19 protein-coding genes are annotated in these 18,308 nt (G+C 49.4%); 4 read left to right on the top strand and 15 right to left on the bottom strand.

What is annotated here, in order from left to right; translation table 11 throughout:
* Window positions 1-397 precede the first annotated feature (397 nt).
* The gene (gene rne / locus F5I99_RS08340) at window positions 398-3,391 is read left to right on the top strand and encodes a ribonuclease E (RefSeq protein WP_325063016.1); all 2,994 of its coding nucleotides are present in this window, start codon (window positions 398-400) and stop codon (window positions 3,389-3,391) included.
* A gap of 82 nt (window positions 3,392-3,473) precedes the next feature.
* Here rne and murB read toward each other — a convergent pair whose 3' ends face one another.
* Genes murB through F5I99_RS08305 form a run of 7 tightly spaced genes read right to left on the bottom strand, consistent with a single transcriptional unit; the run spans window position 3,474 to window position 9,869 of the window.
* Window positions 3,474-4,499, bottom strand: coding sequence for a UDP-N-acetylmuramate dehydrogenase (gene murB / locus F5I99_RS08335; RefSeq protein WP_151054932.1), 1,026 nt, complete (start codon window positions 4,497-4,499; stop codon window positions 3,474-3,476).
* Window positions 4,499-5,272: a 3-deoxy-manno-octulosonate cytidylyltransferase gene (gene kdsB / locus F5I99_RS08330; RefSeq protein WP_151054930.1), complete on the bottom strand. Its 774-nt coding sequence runs from the start codon at window positions 5,270-5,272 to the stop codon at window positions 4,499-4,501. Before kdsB ends, murB begins: the two co-directional genes overlap by 1 nt.
* A 4-nt stretch (window positions 5,273-5,276) precedes the next feature.
* Window positions 5,277-5,465: a Trm112 family protein gene (locus F5I99_RS08325; protein WP_036519173.1), complete on the bottom strand. Its 189-nt coding sequence runs from the start codon at window positions 5,463-5,465 to the stop codon at window positions 5,277-5,279.
* Window positions 5,458-6,480 (bottom strand): tetraacyldisaccharide 4'-kinase, encoded by a 1,023-nt coding sequence (gene lpxK / locus F5I99_RS08320; RefSeq protein WP_151054928.1) that lies wholly within the window; start codon window positions 6,478-6,480, stop codon window positions 5,458-5,460. Before lpxK ends, F5I99_RS08325 begins: the two co-directional genes overlap by 8 nt.
* Window positions 6,477-6,929: an ExbD/TolR family protein gene (locus F5I99_RS08315; RefSeq protein ID WP_151054926.1), complete on the bottom strand. Its 453-nt coding sequence runs from the start codon at window positions 6,927-6,929 to the stop codon at window positions 6,477-6,479. Before F5I99_RS08315 ends, lpxK begins: the two co-directional genes overlap by 4 nt.
* Window positions 6,930-6,941: 12 nt before the next feature.
* Window positions 6,942-7,562: a MotA/TolQ/ExbB proton channel family protein gene (locus F5I99_RS08310; protein WP_151054924.1), complete on the bottom strand. Its 621-nt coding sequence runs from the start codon at window positions 7,560-7,562 to the stop codon at window positions 6,942-6,944.
* Window positions 7,563-7,619: 57 nt separating this feature from the next.
* Window positions 7,620-9,869 carry a DNA internalization-related competence protein ComEC/Rec2 gene (locus F5I99_RS08305; RefSeq protein WP_151054922.1) on the bottom strand — a complete coding sequence of 750 codons (2,250 nt, stop codon included), beginning with the start codon at window positions 9,867-9,869 and terminating at the stop codon, window positions 7,620-7,622.
* A gap of 75 nt (window positions 9,870-9,944) precedes the next feature.
* Between F5I99_RS08305 and F5I99_RS08300 the strand changes: the two genes are divergently transcribed.
* The gene (locus F5I99_RS08300) at window positions 9,945-10,496 is read left to right on the top strand and encodes a DUF2062 domain-containing protein (RefSeq protein ID WP_151054920.1); all 552 of its coding nucleotides are present in this window, start codon (window positions 9,945-9,947) and stop codon (window positions 10,494-10,496) included.
* Here the strand turns inward: F5I99_RS08300 and F5I99_RS08295 are convergent.
* Together F5I99_RS08295 and F5I99_RS08290 are read right to left on the bottom strand one after the other, a co-directional pair.
* Window positions 10,493-11,185: an ABC transporter ATP-binding protein gene (locus tag F5I99_RS08295; RefSeq protein ID WP_151054918.1), complete on the bottom strand. Its 693-nt coding sequence runs from the start codon at window positions 11,183-11,185 to the stop codon at window positions 10,493-10,495. The two genes, F5I99_RS08300 and F5I99_RS08295, sit on opposite strands and share 4 nt — an antisense overlap.
* Window positions 11,178-12,425, bottom strand: a complete 1,248-nt coding sequence (locus F5I99_RS08290) for a lipoprotein-releasing ABC transporter permease subunit (protein ID WP_151054916.1) — start codon at window positions 12,423-12,425, stop codon at window positions 11,178-11,180. Before F5I99_RS08290 ends, F5I99_RS08295 begins: the two co-directional genes overlap by 8 nt.
* A 104-nt stretch (window positions 12,426-12,529) precedes the next feature.
* On the opposite strand from F5I99_RS08290, the gene F5I99_RS08285 reads away from it, so the two are divergent.
* Together F5I99_RS08285 and F5I99_RS08280 are read left to right on the top strand one after the other, a co-directional pair.
* A complete protein-coding gene (locus F5I99_RS08285; protein WP_151054914.1) occupies window positions 12,530-13,111 on the top strand; it encodes a PilZ domain-containing protein in 582 nt (193 codons plus the stop codon).
* Complete coding sequence (locus tag F5I99_RS08280; protein ID WP_151054912.1) at window positions 13,104-13,385, top strand: hypothetical protein; 282 nt, start codon at window positions 13,104-13,106, stop codon at window positions 13,383-13,385. The genes F5I99_RS08285 and F5I99_RS08280 overlap by 8 nt, the downstream gene beginning before the upstream one ends.
* A 12-nt stretch (window positions 13,386-13,397) precedes the next feature.
* Here F5I99_RS08280 and F5I99_RS19825 read toward each other — a convergent pair whose 3' ends face one another.
* From F5I99_RS19825 to F5I99_RS08255, 6 genes are all read right to left on the bottom strand, one after another.
* On the bottom strand, window positions 13,398-13,523 hold the full coding sequence (locus F5I99_RS19825; RefSeq protein ID WP_267903007.1) for a hypothetical protein: 126 nt from the start codon (window positions 13,521-13,523) through the stop codon (window positions 13,398-13,400).
* A gap of 369 nt (window positions 13,524-13,892) precedes the next feature.
* A complete protein-coding gene (gene sthA / locus F5I99_RS08275) occupies window positions 13,893-15,293 on the bottom strand; it encodes a Si-specific NAD(P)(+) transhydrogenase (RefSeq protein WP_151054910.1) in 1,401 nt (466 codons plus the stop codon).
* A gap of 101 nt (window positions 15,294-15,394) precedes the next feature.
* On the bottom strand, window positions 15,395-15,646 hold the full coding sequence (nqrM, locus tag F5I99_RS08270; RefSeq protein ID WP_151054908.1) for a (Na+)-NQR maturation NqrM: 252 nt from the start codon (window positions 15,644-15,646) through the stop codon (window positions 15,395-15,397).
* Window positions 15,647-15,771: 125 nt separating this feature from the next.
* Complete coding sequence (gene nqrF / locus F5I99_RS08265; protein ID WP_151054906.1) at window positions 15,772-16,998, bottom strand: NADH:ubiquinone reductase (Na(+)-transporting) subunit F; 1,227 nt, start codon at window positions 16,996-16,998, stop codon at window positions 15,772-15,774.
* A gap of 36 nt (window positions 16,999-17,034) precedes the next feature.
* Entirely contained in the window at window positions 17,035-17,643 is a 609-nt protein-coding gene (nqrE, locus tag F5I99_RS08260; protein ID WP_036518690.1) for an NADH:ubiquinone reductase (Na(+)-transporting) subunit E, read from the bottom strand.
* 3 nt (window positions 17,644-17,646) lie between these two features.
* A complete protein-coding gene (locus tag F5I99_RS08255; protein WP_151054904.1) occupies window positions 17,647-18,306 on the bottom strand; it encodes an NADH:ubiquinone reductase (Na(+)-transporting) subunit D in 660 nt (219 codons plus the stop codon).
* Window positions 18,307-18,308 lie beyond the last annotated feature (2 nt).

Below are 18,308 nucleotides of genomic sequence, written 5' to 3'. Positions count from 1 at the left end.
GGCTTTAGCTATTTTCGAATCAGGGCAACCGGTGACGTTTATATCTGAACTTTTTCAATCCATCGTTGCCTGTGTGCAAGTAGCATTAACTGATTTCATTTGAAATTAAAACAGAATTTGAAGTAACGCTTTCACCACCTTTGCAAGAGCGAGGGTCCGGTTGGAGGTGAAGATGCACGTTAACCCGGAAACTGCTTAAACGCAGACACAAGGCATACAGAATAACCACATTGGTTAACGTTTCCTTCACCGCCGACATGTTTGGCAGACACTGTCTGCCCTGCGGCTGCATTCGCCGATAGCGACAGCCGGTCACAAAGACTGGACTTTACTTTCACCTGCTCGGCTCAACGCGAACGGGGTGCAATGCGTTACGTTTTTGAGAACGCATAACAACATGAAAAGAATGCTGATTAACGCAACTCAGTCGGAAGAGGTGCGTGTTGCGCTTGTTGATGGCCAACGCCTATATGATCTGGACATGGAATCTGATAGCCGTGAACAGAAGAAAGCCAACATCTATAAAGGTCGCATCACCCGGGTTGAACCCAGCCTTGAAGCCGCTTTCGTCGATTATGGCGCCGACCGCCATGGTTTCCTGCCATTAAAAGAGATCTCCCGCGAATACTTCAGTAAATCTCCGGAACGCGGACAACGTCCGAATATCCGTGAAGTCGTCAAGGAAGGTACTGAAGTTTTTGTGCAGGTCGACAAAGAAGAGCGTGGCAATAAAGGTGCGGCATTAACCACCTTTATCAGCCTGGCGGGTCGTTACCTGGTACTGATGCCGAACAACCCACGGGCGGGTGGTATTTCCCGCCGTATCGAAGGTGATGATCGCGCTCAGCTCAAAGAGGCCCTGTCCGGTGTTAAAGTTCCTGACAATATGGGTGTCATCATCCGCACCGCCGGTATCGGTCGCAGCAGTGAAGAGCTGCAGTGGGACCTGGATTACCTCACCACCCTTTGGGATGCCATCCTCGAAGTTAACCAACGCAGAGCACCCTTCCTGGTATACCAGGAAAGTGGCGTAGTAATCCGCGCGATTCGTGACTACCTTCGCGCTGACATTGGCGAAGTCCTGATCGATAGCCCGGAAGTCTATGAACAGGCATTGCAGTTTGTGCGCCAGGTTATCCCGACCTTCGAAAGCCGCATTAAGCTGTATAAAGAAGAAACGCCGCTGTTTAACCGTTTCCAGATCGAAAGTCAGATCGAAACGGCGTTTGAGCGCGAAGTACAATTACCTTCCGGTGGCTCTATCGTTATAGACCCGACTGAAGCCCTGGTATCTATCGATATCAACTCAGCCCGTGCAACACGCGGCAGTGATATTGAAGAAACCGCGCTGAACACTAATCTGGAAGCGGCAGATGAAATTGCCCGCCAGCTACGCCTGCGCGATATCGGCGGCCTGATCGTTATCGACTTTATCGATATGACCCCGATCAAGAACCAGCGCGAAGTGGAAAACCGCTTACGTGATGCGTTGAAAGTGGATCGTGCCCGTGTCCAGATGGGTCGTATTTCACGTTTCGGCCTGCTGGAAATGTCGCGTCAGCGTCTACGCCCCTCTCTCAGCGAAACGCGCGGCAGTGTTTGCCCACGCTGTAACGGCACTGGAGTTATTCGCGATACCGGCTCACTGGCTCTGTCCATCATGCGACTGATCGAGGAAGAATCCTCTAAAGATCGCACCGCACAGATCCGCGCGATTCTGCCAGTCAGTGTGGCTACATTCCTGCTGAATGAAAAGCGTGCCGAAGTCCATGCGATAGAACGCCGCCACGACGTTCAGGTTGTTATCGTACCCAATCCAAACATGGAAACGCCTCACTATGAAGTCGTGAGACTTCGCGATGATCATACGATTGCGACAACTGAAAACACCAGCTTCAGCAAGCCTGAACCGCAACAGGATGCAGATGACAACAGCCGCAAACCGATAAAACGTGAGGAAGCGGCAGTTAAAACCATCGTGCCACCTGAGCGCAAGCAGTCTGTTACCACAGAAGCTCCGGCACAGGCGATAAGCACACCTAGTAGCACTCCGGCTACAAAAGCCCCGGTCAGCAGCGGCAGCTCTTTTGCCAGCCGCGTGATGTCGACGCTGAAAACCCTGTTCTTACCCTCCCCTGCAAAGGATACGGCACCCAAACAGGCGACCCCTCAGAAATCCGCAGAAGAGCGCAGCAAACGCTCTGAACCCGATAGTCGCCGACAGAGTTCCCGCCAGACTCAACAGGGTGACAAGCGTCGTCGTCGTCCTAAAGATAACGACAAACGCCGTGATCGCAGTCGTGATGAACGCCAGGAAGAAGTCATCACCATTGAACCGGAGCAGAATCTACCACCGATTGGTGAAAAACCGACTCAGGATGAAACCACGCCACGTCCGCGTCGTCGCCGTCGTAACAACGACAAGCGCCGCCAGGATAAACCTGAATCATCCGAGCAAACAGTTGTTGAGACGGAACTGACCACCGAGCAGCCACAGGATGCTACTGCCGACAAGCAGGAGAGCAGCGCAGATAAAGACCGTTCAGACGCAGATAATAGCCGCAGTCGTCAACGTGGGCGTCGTCGTCGTACTGGCGAGCGGACCGCTAAACGCACACTGGCTGTTACAGATACTGAAACTGAGGCAGTCACATCGAATCCACAGACTCCAGAGCAGGATACGACACTCAGCACAGCAAACATCTCTGCCGATACAGCTGAACAGGTAGAAAGCACGGATTTGCAGGAATCTACGACAGAACAGCCCATTACTCAGCAAGCAAGCGAAGAGCAGACGGACTCAACTCAGGTGAGTGAAGCAGAAAGCGATGTAACAGCCACTACTGAAAACATCGAACCCGCTGTTTCTGTAGAAACTACAGAAACACAACAGACCACTGAGACTGACGAATCTGTTAAGGAATCTGCTGCCCCCCCTGTTGGGACTGATGCTACCGAGGAACAAAGCACTCAGGAAGCTGACACAACAGAAACAACTGCAATTACTAAAACTGAAGAAGTTGCAGTAGCAGATAAAGCCACCGAAGCTGATACTCCAACAGCGGAGGTCGAGCCAACAGCGGAGGTCGAGCCAACAGCGGAGGTCGAGCCAACAGCGGATGTGGAGCCAACACCTGACGTAGAAATTGCCAAAGAGGTTGCAGAGCCCCCCGCTACAGAAACACCAGTCAGCCTGGACACAGAAGCCGCACCTCAGAGTGACGAGGTAAATACTGAGTCAGACTCCAAAGCACCGGAAACACAGGAAACGGAGCCAGTAACTGAAGCCGAAAAGCCTCAGACACGTCGCCCCAGCCGCCGAGCTCCCAATGATCCTCGCTTGAAGCGTCAAACTCAGCCTTCAGAAGAAGGCAGCGATAGTAGCTCTTGATGAGCTTAAAGGGCGGGTTTTATACCCGTCCTTCTTATATACAGAGAGAGCGGACAGATAACTCCGTCCGGTATAACCTGGATTAAGGATAGTAACGCGGTTCAGGTTCCAGCCAAACACCGAAAATGCTATAAACTGCATCCTGTATCTGTAGCGCCAGGGCTTCAATCTGCGAACGATCTCCCCCGCCATAATTTACCAGAACCAGAGACTGCCTGGCATACACACCGACTTGCCCAAACTGCTTACCCTTCCAGCCACAGGACTCAATGAGCCAACCGGCTGCCAGCTTATAACCTGCTCCCTCTGGATAGGCGACCAGGCTAGAGAAAGTCTGCTTAAGCGCCTGAAACTTAACTTCATTTACGTGTGGATTTTTAAAAAAACTGCCTGCATTACCTAATGTTGCCGGATCAGGCAATTTACTCCGGCGCAGCTGACACACAGCGTCAAATAGATGCCTTGGCGTTATGGCCAGAGAGCCCGCTAAGGTTGTGCAGGTTTCCTGCAGTGCCTGATAATTTAACACTAAATGATCAGGCGTAAGAAACAGCTCAAATTCAACCGAGGTAATGATATAGCGCCCAGGCTCAACTGATTTGAACAGGCTGTCACGATAACTGAACTGACACTCGGATGGCGACAGTTGTGTAAATTGCCTTTGTAGCGTGTCATATACGTTAACGGCGGTGACACGATCTTTGAGCTCAACCCCGTAGGCACCAATATTTTGTACCGGGGAAGCACCCACGGTACCGGGTATCAACGCCAGATTTTCTAGCCCATAGAACCCCTGGTCCAGCAGCCAGGACACAGTTTCATGCCAAGGCTCTCCAGCTGCAACGCGCACACGAACAGTTTGCTGACTCCTAGAAATGACTTCGATACCCTGAAGCCTGATCCGCGCAACCACGCCGGGTACGTGTGCAGATAGTACCAGATTACTGCCACCACCCAGGAGCAAACAAGGCAAGGCATGCTCCTGACAGTAATCGATAAGCGCCGGTATTTGTGCCTTTTGCGTAATTTCAGTGTAGCGTTCAGCCACACTATCGAAACCAAAACTGTTTAACGCCCGAAGTGATATCTGCTTTTGTAAACCAAGCATTAGTGAGCTGCCTGCTGCACCAACCATTCGCGAACCCTTTCAAGATCTTCCGGCGTGTCCACTCCGGTGGGAGGTGCCTCATCGGCTGGTGCTACATGAATACGGACACCGTTCCAGAGTGCGCGTAACTGCTCAAGACACTCAACCTCTTCCAGAGCAGCCGGTGGCCAGGTCACAAAATCATTCAGCAGGCGTACTCTATAAGCATATAGACCGATATGGCGTTGCCAGGAGAAGCCTTCAGGCATCACTGAGTGATCACCAGACTGGAACGCATTGCGTGGCCAGGGTAACGTGGCACGGCTGAAATAAAGTGCCATACCCTGACGATCACTGATCACCTTGACGACATTGGGATTCATCAACGCACCAATCGATTCGATAGGTTCAGACAGCGTAGCAATACCGGCTTCCGGCATCGCCATTAAATTATGCGCCACCTGATTAATAATGCGTGGTGGAATCAACGGCTCATCACCCTGAACATTTACTACAATGTCATCGGCATAAAACCCCAGTGACTGCACCACCTCTTGCAAGCGATCAGTACCGGATGGATGGTCAGAGGAGGTCATGCAGACCTCAGCACCAAAGGCTTTCGCTGCATCAGCAATGCGCTGATCATCGGTGGCTATGATGACCCTTAGCGCCTCACTTTCACAGGCACGTTCATAGACATGCTGAAGCATTGGCTTACCCAGCAGATCGGCGAGCGGCTTACCAGGAAAACGACTGGAGGCAAAGCGCGCCGGTATCACCACAGAAAATCCCATCGTATTACTTCTCTTTCAGTCGTTCTTCTGTTGTCAGCGTACGTGCTTCTGTTTCCAGCAATACCGGAATATCATCACGAATCGGATAAGCCAGTCCACTGGCACGACAGATCAGCTCATTAGAATCTTTATTGTACTCAAGCGGTGCTTTGGACACTGGGCAAACCAGTATATCCAGCAATTTCTTATCCATGCTGTTTACCTTTTTCACGTTGGACGACTGCAAGCTGTTGCTGCAGTGACTGTTTAAAGCTATCCGGTAAAATAGCGCTGACTTGCAGCACCCAGCAACCGGGACAATCAAACTGACGACATTTTACCGCATCTTTTTCTGTCATGACGACTGCAGTGCTGACTAATTGCGACAAATCTTCGGCAACGAAGGGATGATGATCCGGAAAAGGATGCTCCTCAACCAGCAACCCTAACTCACGCAAGGTTGTAAAAAAGCGTCCAGGATTACCGATGCCCGCTACGGCAGCAACAGGCGTCGTTCCATGAGTGGCAACCCATGCATCCACCGGTATGGATTCCCGGGAATTCAAATTCAGCATAGCCGTTGCCGACAGATGAAACACCTGCGCATCCGTATACTGCGGTACTTCAGCATTACCATTTTGAAGAATAAAATCCACGTCAGACAAGCGCTCCGGCGGCTCGCGTAACGCTCCCTCTGGTAAACAGCGTCGATTGCCCAATCCTCGAGCCCCATCAATAACGGCAATTTCAATATCGCGTGCCAGAGCATAATGCTGTAATCCATCATCACTGATCACCACATCACAATCAAAATGGGAGAGCAAATGACGCACAGCCGCAGGGCGATCTGGATCAATAACTACAGGGACCTGCCCGCGTATAGCAATTAGCAGTGGCTCATCGCCCGCCTGCTTTGCGCTCTGTTCAGGCTCGACCAACCAGGGAAACCGAGGCGGATTGGCGCCATAGCCACGACTGACAACCCCCGGTTTATAACCTTGGCTTTGCAATAGCTCAATGAGCGCTAAGACAATGGGTGTTTTGCCAGTTCCACCAACGCTGATGTTACCTACTACCACCACTGGTACAGGGGCAATCCAACTTTTTTTGGAATCTCTAAACGCTTTCCGGCGGCGCCGAGCCAGGTAAGTAAAGCCTGCAGATAGTGGCCGCAACACACTTAACCAAGCGGCTTGTTGATACCAGGCCTGCTCCAGCAATGACTTCATTCGCTGTTTTCATCGGTAACTGGCAGTGATTGCTCAGCACTCTCTTGCGTAGTAATACGCAATTGAGAGAAGCCCAACTGACCAGCTACATCCATAGCCGATACGACAGCTTGATGGGGAGTCTGCGCATCGGCGGTGATGACAAACGGAATAGCACGCTGCTCACCTACCAATTCCGTGATGGCACGGCGAAGCGTCAGGGCCTGCGCATTAACCAGCGCCTGCCCATTGACGGAATATAATCCCTCAGCATTAATCACGACATCGATACGTTCTTGCTCCTGCGCAACGGCTTGCGCTGATTCGGCCTCTGGCAGACTCACCTCTAATTGGGTTTCACGCGTGAACGTGGTGGTCACCATAAAGAAAATCAATAACAGAAACACAACATCAATCAAGGGCGTCAGATTAATACTGAGGTCCTCTTGTCGCTGACGAGAAAATTTCACCGGGCGCTCCTGCTATGAAAGACTGTCATCGCGCTCGCCATGTAACACTTCAACCAGCTTAACGGCTTCCTGCTCCATGGTGATGACCAGGGTGTCAATGCGGCGTTGAAAATACCGATGCATCACCAGCGCGGGTATGGCAACCGATAAACCCGCAGCCGTGGTAATCAGCGCTTCCGAGATTCCACCAGCCAGCACATTAGCATTACCTGTACCCTGAATCATGATAGCGGTAAACACCTTGATCATACCGATAACAGTTCCCAATAGCCCCAGCAAAGGCGTGACCGCTGCAATGGTACCGAGTGGATTTAGATACCGCTCCAGTTCATGAATGACATGACTGGCAGACTCTTCAATACTGTCTTTCATGATCTCACGACCATAACGCGCATTGCGTACACCGGAAACAATAACACTACCCAGCGGACTGCCTTCAGAAATTACTCTCAGGCGTTCCGGTGTCATTTCACCGCTACGAATCAATTCCCAGACCTCAGCCAGCAATCCCTGGGGAATCACTCGGCCAGTTTTTAAAAACCACAAGCGTTCAAAACAGATCGCCATGGCTGCAACAGAACAAGCGATGATCGGCAACATCAGCCAACCACCCGATTTAATCAGTTCAAACACTCTGCAAGCCTCCCTATATCAGCCTAACTCTACCATGAAACACATAAAAACAGCAGATCAACCACTTGTCCAATAACGTCTTTTTTGTTGCCTTTGCACAGATTCCCGACACTGCCCCGCTTTTGCATCCAGGGTAATTGCGCCCATTTCAGCCGTATTATAAGCCTCGATACCACGACGTCTAAATCGTTCTGTAACCTCAGCAACCGGGTGGTTATAACGATTATTAAAGCCAGCGGCATAAATGACTGCTTTTGGTAGTAAGCTGTCGATAAAAGCTATGCTAGAAGAACTGCTACTGCCATGGTGTGCTGCAACCAGCCATGTAACAGGCTCAAGACGCTTACTGCGAATCAAATCATACTCGGTTGTAACCCGGATATCTCCCGGTAAGAACAAAGCACAGTCCGCATTGCGCACCTCAAGCACACAAGAATGATCATTCTCATTAGTCGTGACTGGCGGCATATCGGTCAAATAACGAAAGCTGACGCCATCATATTCCCAACTCTGGTGTTGATGACAAGACAAAAAGTTCTGCTGCTGTATCGGACTACCCGACTCCAGTCGCCTAATTTCTAAGCGGGTTTTCAAAGCACTCAAGCCACCAGCGTGATCAAGATCGTTATGACTCACCACCAAGTGATCCAAATAATCTATATTTCGGGCTTTAAACCAGGGCTCAACAGCATAAGACCAAGCACTACCACCGCCATAATAACCTGGCCCAGTATCATACATGAGCAGATGCTCCTGTGTTTCTATGAGCACGGCAAGTCCCTGTCCGGCATCGAACACTATTGCGCGAAAATCGCCAGTTGATGGCTTATCTGATGGCGGCCAGATCAAGGGGATAAACAGTAGTAGCGCCGTCCATTTCCAGCGCCAAGGCAAAGGGGCCAGCAAGCTAATTAGTAGAGGAACAAGCAATAACACCACCACTACCGAAGGCTTAACAAGGGCATGATATCCGCCAGGTATTTGTGACAGATGTTGCAAGAGCAGCCAAAAACCATCTATAAACAACACCAGAACCTCTATCACCCAAGTCCATTCTAAAAACACGCCCAATAGAAAAGCTGGCAATAGCATTATAAATAATGAAAATATGGGAACGGTAAAAATATTAATCACCGGGGCGGCCAAACCCAACTGCTGAAACACCACCGCCATAACCGGTAGCATGCCAATAAAAATAAACCACTGCGCTCTGAACAACTGGCCCAACCACTCTTTATGCCTGGATCGATGACAATCTGACAAGAACAGTAACAATGCCACAGCCGCAAAGGACATCCAGGCTCCAGGTTGTATTACAGCCAAGGGCTGCAACGTTACTATTGCTATCAATGCGATACGCCAGCGCATCCAACCGGAAAACTGCAGCAGCCGCCACTCCCCAGCCAGAAATACGCAAACCATCAACCAGGCACGCTGAACTGGCAAATTAAATCCGGCTAGAGCTGCATAACCCGTAGCCATTATCAATGCCAGCAATAATGGCAATGTGCGCAGGTAGCTATGCCGTATCCCAGCCAGCAGCATCAAACTCGTAAACACGCGCCCGGACAACAACCCGACCCCCGTCATCACGGCTATATGCAAACCGCTCACTACCAGCAGATGCGCTGTACCGGTACGTTGCAGTATCAGCCAGTGTTCATCTGTCATGGCTGAACGATCACCCAATAAGATCGCAGGCAACAACCAGTGAGCATCAGAAGCTGCAAACTCGCGTTTCAAATAGGTTCGAAAATGCTCTCGTACTGACTGGAATTTATTATGGCCTGGTTGGTGTTCAATTACCTCCAGTAGCGTAGCGCTGGCATCCCAACCCGAACGCAGAAAGTGCAATTCCAGATCAAAAGCATCTGGATTTTGCATAAAATGTGGAGTATGCAGCTTCAGCAACAGGGTCAACTTATCGCCAGCGGCTATCGGCTTGGCTTGTTCATCTTGCAGATGATACTGATTAACCCGAATCCTGCGCAGCCGCTGTAATGCCGGATCCACACTCTCGCCAGCCTCAACAGACAAGATAAAACGCGTACGCTGCTCATTATTTTCAGGTAAGTCGGCGACAATGCCGGTAAACACAGAGTCAGTACGATCCAAGGCAGCTGGTAAACGATGCTGTAATTGCCAAGCACCATAAATACTGGCCACCAGCACACCCGCAAAAAAATACAATATTAACCGGCGTAGCCTGTGGTACCAGCTCAGAGGCAGTAGCAACACAAACAGCCAGACAAGGGAAAGTCGGGGTAAAAAAGTGACGACGAACAGGCCGGAGAGATAAGCGATCATCCTTGATCCTTGCTATTGGTTTGACAGGTCTAAAACGGCATAATACTCGGATCACCCATCCTTGATTAGTTGATCATGCCGCGTAAAACCCTGAAAAAATACATGCCAGACCCACACTGGGTCAAGAATCACCCACACCTTAGTTGGTTAGGTGAACATATCAAAAATCCGGGGCTCTGGCACCTCTCTCATCGTTCTGTCTCCCTGGCATTTCTGGTGGGGATTTTTTGTGCTTTTATTCCCATGCCTTTTCAAATGGTTGTCGCCGCTATACTGGCCGTGCTAATGAGTTCGAACCTACCGATTTCCATTACCTTGGTATGGATTTCAAATCCAATAACCATGCCGGCAATGCTCTATTTTTCTTACCGTATTGGACAGTTGATTCTGGGGGTTGACGATCATGCTGATGTCATGGTCTGGCACCTGGATACCCTTTACGATAATTTCAAACACATTTGGCGCCCTCTGGTGCTGGGTTCCCTGATTTCAGGACTGGTTGCCGGAATCATAGGATTTATAGGCATTCGAGTCCTCTGGACTATCCAGGTACGCCGCAGCTGGATAAAGCGGGGACGAGAACGCCTGAAACGCCAGCAGCTTGATCAGAATAACAACCCCAACTAATCCCCGGCTTGCTCTACCAAGCGCCCGTCTTGCAGTAAAAATACCTGATCCATACGCGCCGCTAAATTCAGATCGTGGGTGACCACGACAAAGGCAATCCCCAGCTCCTGATTCAGATGATCCAGATAACGCTGGACTTCATCAGCAGTGTGCCGGTCCAGATTGCCAGTTGGCTCATCCATCAGTACACAGGCTGGATGTGTCACCAGCGCACGGGCAATTGCAACACGCTGACGCTCACCGCCACTGAGTTGTCCTGGTTTATGACTGGCTCTGTGGCTTAAACCAACCTGCTGCAACAACAGTTCAGCTGCCTCGCTGGCAACTGTCGCAGACTCACCCCGAATCAATAAGGGCATAGCAATATTTTCCAGCGCGCTAAACTCATGCAACAAATGATGAAACTGATAAACGAACCCCAGCTTTTCATTGCGAATACGGCAACGTCGGTTTTCAGAAACACTGTAAAGTGAGTCGCCCTGCAAAATAACATCACCGGTATCCGGCTTCTCCAACCCTCCGAGGATGTTTAACAGCGTGCTCTTACCACTACCGGAACTACCGACTATAGCCAGGCGCTGCCCTTTATTAACACTGAAATCCAATTGATCCAGAATTTGCAATGTTTGCCCAGCTTCCTGATAACAACGACTGATCTGCGTTGCATTTAGTACCTTGGAGTTATTCATAACGCAATGCCTCGGCTGGCTGAGTTCTTGAGGCTTTCCAGGCTGGGTAGAGAGTAGCAAAGAAACTGATCGACAAGGCAGTCGTGACGATCGTAACCAGATCACTCACTTTAACCTGAGACGGCAGATAATTGATAAAATAGACCTCGGCCGACAGAAACTCTATTCCCATCAGGCGCTCAAAGCCAGATACCAAATCACTGACCGTCAGGGCCAGTATTACCCCCAAAATCAAACCCAGTGTAGTGCCGATAAAACCTATCACCGCCCCCTGTATCATAAAAATCCGCAGTATCATCGCTGGAGTGGCGCCCATAGTACGCAAAATGGCAATATCAGCCCGCTTGTCTGTCACCACCATGACCAGCGTGGAGACAATATTAAACGCTGCAACAAACACGATCAGAAACAGTAACAAGCCAATCATGCGTTTTTCCATCTGAATGGCCTGAAACAGATTGCCATGAGTACGTGTCCAATCAGAGACCTGCATGGGTCGAGCCAGTTCCGAAGCCAACTCTCTGACTAGAAGCGGCGCCTGGAACAGATCTGTAAACGCAATACGCAGCCCATCCACACTCCCCTCAGGCATGCGTTTAATGCGAGCGGCATCATCAATATGGATATAGGCCATGCTGGCATCCAGCTCAGCTCCTACCGAGAAAATACCCGCGACTGTAAAGCGTTTCATCCGCGGCACAATACCAGCAATGCTGACAGAGGCTTCAGGCAATACCAGGGTAATAAGATCTCCAGGACGTGCACCCAAGTGCCTGGCCAGGAGTTCACCGAGTATGATGTTAAAATCACCAGCGACTAACGAATCCAGTGAGCCGGACATAAAATGATCTTCAATGATAGAAACATCGGCTTCCAACTCAGGGCTAATACCATTGACCAACACACCCTGAACCTGACCGGCGTGAGTAAGCATGCCTTGAGCATGGATATAAGGTGCTGATGCAATCACCTGGGATGAGCGTTTAACGCGCTCGCTAACCGCCTGCCAGTCATACATTTCACTTTGATAATCGCTCAACGTGGCATGTGGCACCATACCCAGAATACGCTGACGAAGCTCACGGTCAAAACCATTCATAACCGACAGTACAACGATCAACGCCGCTACCCCCAAGGTTAATCCAAGCATCGAAACCAATGAAATAAATGAGATAAAATGGTTGCCACGTTTGGCGGCGGTGTAGCGGAGACCGACAAAAAGCGAAAAAGGTCTGAACATAGCTGGGTTAAACCAATATCAGCTGAAGCTGCCTATAACAGATTGATGGGATTATTCGTTATACTCGACCGATAAACCGGCAAACAACACAACGGAGAAACGTTTTGGAACAGGATCGCCGACAATTCTATCGCATTGACAAGTGGGTTGCACTGGAGTTTCAACTTCTGGAAACAGATACTCAGCCACAGGATTACCCCTTACCAGGAACCTTTAAAGTTTCGCCGCATTTTATGTTGCACGCGGAACTGCAACATCTGAATCTAGCTATCGAACAACACCTTTCCAGTGTTGATGATGCATCAGACAAGTTGCTGCAACTGTTTCAGCTTCTGAACCAGAAAACTGATGTCATTGCCAACTCCCTGACCGCCAGCGATGAACCCGGATTCAATATTCGTGCAGATCTGGTGAATTTGAGTGAAGGCGGCCTGTCTTTAAGCTATCCAATCTCTCTTGCTATCGGTGAGAAAGCCTCTATACGCCTGTTCATGCCAGAATCTGAAACAGGACTCAGGCTAATGACGGAAGTTAAGCGCTGCGAGTCTCAGGAAGGGGGTGGATATGATATAGGACTGGAATTCCTGCGCATGCCAGAAGCCTGTCGCATGGAGCTAGCCAGACTGATTTTGCGCTCACAGATTGATCAGCATAAAGCCCAGCCGATAGAGTCGACAGATGACTGATTCCCAAAAAAAACTGTTACATCATCTAGGTGTCGCTGGCGGCTTTGTTTTTTTAATTCTATGGTTTTACCTGGGACGGAAAACCGGCTTTCTGGATTGGGCCATCAGCCTGTCACCCACCAGTCATGGAGGAGCCGCGCTGACGCTGGCCATCATGATTATGATGACACCAGCTTTTTTCATCTGGAAATATCTGAACAGATTGATTGAAAAGAAGCTCGAAATCAGTGGCCGCTATTACGAAGATGATGTATACAAAAAACCGGGTGAGTAATTCTCTCTACCATTACGTGTAGTCTTGTGGCTGATCCAGGGCTGATGGGATCGGATCTGTCTGACTCGCCGTGAAATCATCCCTGATGGCTCCAGTGCGCCTTCCCTGGCGCACAGGGTCAGCCATATCCGATCCCATCAACCCTCCCAAACTTGGGTGCCAGCGGAAAGTCTGCTTAAAATCGGTATTTGCGGAAAATCCCTAGCATGCTGTCGAACTCGAAACTGAATACCGAGATCTAAGCAGTGATCATGCTTTTTATATGCAAGCTGGCACTGGGTTTCGGCAGGGTGGTGTATCGCTTTGGGGTGACCGTCTGGCGCCATGGATGGCGACAGCCGAGCGGTCATGGATGACGAAAAGCGTGTCACACCAAAGCGATATCACCACCCCAGCATGGCACCAACCCGCGCACCACACCAAAGCGACACCACCCCAGTGCGGCACCAACCCACAAGCCATACCAGAGCGACACCCCCCCAGCATGGCACTCACCCCTCAATCCAATCAAAGATTGTCGACGCGATTAATACCTGCAATTGCAGCCACCCGATAGGCTTCTGCCATGGTCGGATAGTTAAAGGTGGTATTAACGAAATACTTCAATGTATTCGCCTTACCTTCCTGGCTCATGATCGCCTGACCGATATGGATAATCTCTGAGGCCTGATCACCAAAGCAGTGAATACCCAGAATCTGAAAGGTTTCCCGATGGAAAAGAATTTTTAACATTCCCACAGGCTCACCGGAAATCTGCGCACGCGCGGTATCCTTGAAAAAGGCCTGTCCGACTTCATAGGGTACACAATCCTGAGTCAACTCTTCTTCAGTTTTACCCACTGAACTGATTTCAGGAATGGTATAAATACCTGTTGGTACATCATTGATATAACGGAAATCATCCGCTTGCAACAAGTCAGAGGAAGCGGCACGTCCCTGGTCCAGCGCAGCGGATGCCAGACTCGGCCAGCCAATTACATCACCGACGGCATACACACCTTCACAGGCCGTTTTATAATGCTCATCGACTTCAATCTGCCCACGGCTATTGGCTTTCAGGCCAATAGCATCCAGGCCGAGACCTTTGGTGTTTCCGGAGCGTCCCGCACACCAGAGAAATGCATCCGCACGCAGGCGCTTGCCTGATTTGAATTCGACAGTAACGCCTCGCTCATCGCCGACAATGCTTTGATATTCTTCATTATGGCGAATTTTGACGGCATTATTACGCAGATGATAGCTAAGCGAGTCGGATATCTCCGCATCCAGGAAGGAGAGTAAGCGATCGCGGTTATCAATCAGATCTACCTTGACACCCAAACCACTGAAAATTGATGCATACTCACAACCTATGACGCCCGCGCCATAGATCACCATGGTGCGTGGTGTATGGTTCAGCTTCAAAATAGAGTCAGAGTTGTATATGCGCGGATGGTTGAAGTCGACATCGGCAGGACACCAAGGACTGGAACCTGTAGCTATGATAAAGTTTTTCGCCCGCAGTATTTCTTCATCATGTCCGGTACTTTTAACCTTCAACTGCCCTTTATCTACAAAAGTTGCAAAGCCAAAAAAAACGTCAATACGATTACGTGCATAAAAATTGGTGCGCAGCATCACCTGATTGGAAATAACTTTTTCGGCACGTCGCAGCACCTTGGGAAAAGAGAACCAGCGAGGCTCACCGATATCACGAAACATCGGGTTGGTATTAAACTCAATAATCTGTTTAACCGAGTGACGCAAGGCTTTGGAGGGGATAGTGCCTTTATGGGTACAGTTACCACCAACGGTGTCCTGTTCTTCAATTACAGCAACACGCAGCCCTTTTTTAGCCGCGTTCATGGCAGCGCCTTCACCTGCCGGCCCAGAACCTATGACTACGACATCGTAGTTATACTCAGCCATTCACTATCCCCTTTTATGGTTATTGAATACTATACAAGTATTGAAAGCATTCAGATATAACGCGAACCATCAAGCCTAGCCTGCATGGCCCTTAATGCCAATTAACCTTTAGAATTAACCTCATAGGCAAGGTCGGTATCACCCTGCTTTTTTGCACTGATAATACGCTGCTTTTCATCTTCATCATCACAGATTTCTTTATCGCCACCACAAATATCACAGGCTGTTTCCATGCCCAGCGAGCTCATACCACCGCAGGAACCCGCAATCGGCTTGCGCCCCATGATTACTCCCACCGACATTCCCAAGGTGAGCAATAACAGAATCACTAGCGTAATAACAAATACTTCCATAACGGACTCCAAATAATGAGCAAGCAATTAATACACTGAATAAAGACAGGGCGGCCAGCCAAAAAAAATGGCCGGAACTTGCGTTACCGACCATTTTAACGAACTTAGGGGTGAGTTGGCTAGGATCAGCCGCCGAAATCATCCAGAAGGATATTTTCAGGCTCAACACCCATATCTTCCAGCAGCTTGATCACGGCCGAGTTCATCATGGGTGGCCCACACATGTAGTACTCACAATCTTCCGGGGCTTCATGCTCTTTTAGATAGTTTTCATACAGCACATTGTGAATAAAGCCCGTCGGGCCTTCCCAGTTATCTTCCGGTAGCGGATCAGACAACGCCAAATGCCAGGTGAAATTGGGATTTTCTGCAGCTAGCTTGTCAAACTCTTCGACATAGAAGGCTTCACGTAATGAACGCGCACCATACCAGAAGGTTATCTTGCGTTTGGACTTCAAGCGCAACAACTGATCAAAGATGTGTGAACGCATTGGCGCCATACCGGCACCACCACCAACAAACACCATTTCGTTTTCGGTTTCCTTGGCAAAAAACTCACCAAAGGGTCCGTACACATCAATGGTATCGCCTGGCTTTAACGAAAACACATAGGACGACATAATCCCTGGTGGTAAATCAGTGCCCGGTGGTGGAGACGCAATACGAATATTGAATTTCACCACGCCACGCTCTTCCGGATAGTTCGCCATAGAATAAGCACGTATTGTTGGCTCAGTCACTTTAGAGACATACCGCCACATATTGAACTTATCCCAATCACCTCGATACTCTTCTTCTATATCAAAGTCTTTATAGTTCACTACGTGTGGCGGACATTCCAACTGCACATAACCACCGGCGCGAAAATCAACGCTTTGATCGTCTGGCAAACGTAGCGTCAACTCCTTGATAAACGTGGCCAGGTTAGGGTTGGACTCAACCGTACAGGTCCACTTTTTGACACCGAAAACGTCATCCTCGACTTCAATTTTCATGTTCTGTTTAACTGGCACCTGACAAGAAAGCCTCCAGCCCTCTTTGGCTTCGCGCAGCGTAAAGTGTGACTCTTCAGTTGGCAGCATAGCGCCGCCACCTTCATGTACTTCACATTTACACTGTGCGCAGGTACCGCCACCACCACAGGCAGACGCCAGGAACACACCCTGATCAGACAAGGCATTCAACAGCTTTCCACCTGCTGGCACGGTAATTGTTTTTTCCGGATCACCATTGATTTCAATAGTGACATTACCGGTACTCACCAGTTTTGAGCGTGCGACCAGAATGATGGCAACCATTGCCAGCACCAACGCCGTAAACATAACCACGCCCAGAATAATTTCTGCATTCATCAGCTTATTCCACCCTTCTATTGTTGTCCCAGTGGATTAAAGCGATACGCCGGAGAACGACATAAAGCCAAGAGACATCAATCCCACAATAATGAAAGTGATACCTAAACCACGCAGACCTGCAGGTACATCGCTGTACTTAAGCTTCTCGCGTATACCCGCCAGCGCTGTAATCGCCAGAGCCCAACCGATACCCGCGCCCGCACCATAAACGATGCTTTCGCCAAAAGTGTAATCACGCTCCACCATAAACAATGCCGCACCCAGAATGGCACAGTTCACCGTAATCAACGGCAGGAAAACACCCAGCGCGTTGTACAGAACCGGTACATATTTATCCAGGAACATCTCCAGTATTTGCACCACCGCAGCGATGATGCCGATATAAGAGATAAAACCCAGGAAACTCAGGTCGACATCAGGGTAACCGGCCCAGCTCAAAGCGCCTTCACGCAAGAGATAGTTGTAGATCAGGTTATTAATCGGCGTGGTGATAACCAATACCACCACCACCGCAATACCTAAACCAAGCGCGGTCTGTACCTTTTTGGAAATAGCCAGAAAGGTACACATCCCCAGAAAGAAAGCCAATGCCATGTTTTCGACAAATATGGCCCGAATAGCAAGACTGATATATTGTTCCATGACTTACACAGCCTCCTTACTGGTGTTAGGGGCAATAACAAAATCAGGCTGTTCAACCTGCTCTGGTTTCCAGGTACGTATCACCCAGATCAGGATACCAATCAGGAAAAATGCACTGGGAGGTAACAGGAACAAGCCATTGCTGTTATACCAGCCGCCATTGGTAACCAATGGCAGAATTTCAAAGCCAAACAAGCTGCCAGCACCGAGCAGTTCACGGAAGAAAGCTACAAACAGCAAGACAAAGCCATAGCCCAAACCATTACCCAGACCATCAATGAAGCTTGGTAAAGGTGGGTTTTTCATTGCAAAGGCTTCAGCACGACCCAACACGATACAGTTCGTGATAATCAGACCCACAAACACCGACAACTGCTTTGAAACATCATAAGCAACTGCTTTTAGCACCTGATCCACAACGATTACCAGAGACGCGATAATCGTCATCTGCACGATGATACGGATATTGCTGGGTATCTGTGATCTGATCAGCGAAATGAACAAGTTAGAAAACGCTGTTACCATCATAACAGCCAGCGTCATAACCACTGCATTATTCATATTAGTGGTTACCGCCAATGCAGAACAAACCCCCAACACCTGAAGTGCAATAGGGTTATTCTTGAAAATTGGCGTTAAAATAATCTCTTTAGTATTTGACATGA

It is taken from the genome of Nitrincola iocasae (genome assembly GCF_008727795.1).
In the GTDB taxonomy this organism is placed as follows: Bacteria; Pseudomonadota; Gammaproteobacteria; order Pseudomonadales; family Balneatricaceae; genus Nitrincola; species Nitrincola iocasae.
This window is presented reverse-complemented; position numbering and strand designations above follow the sequence as displayed.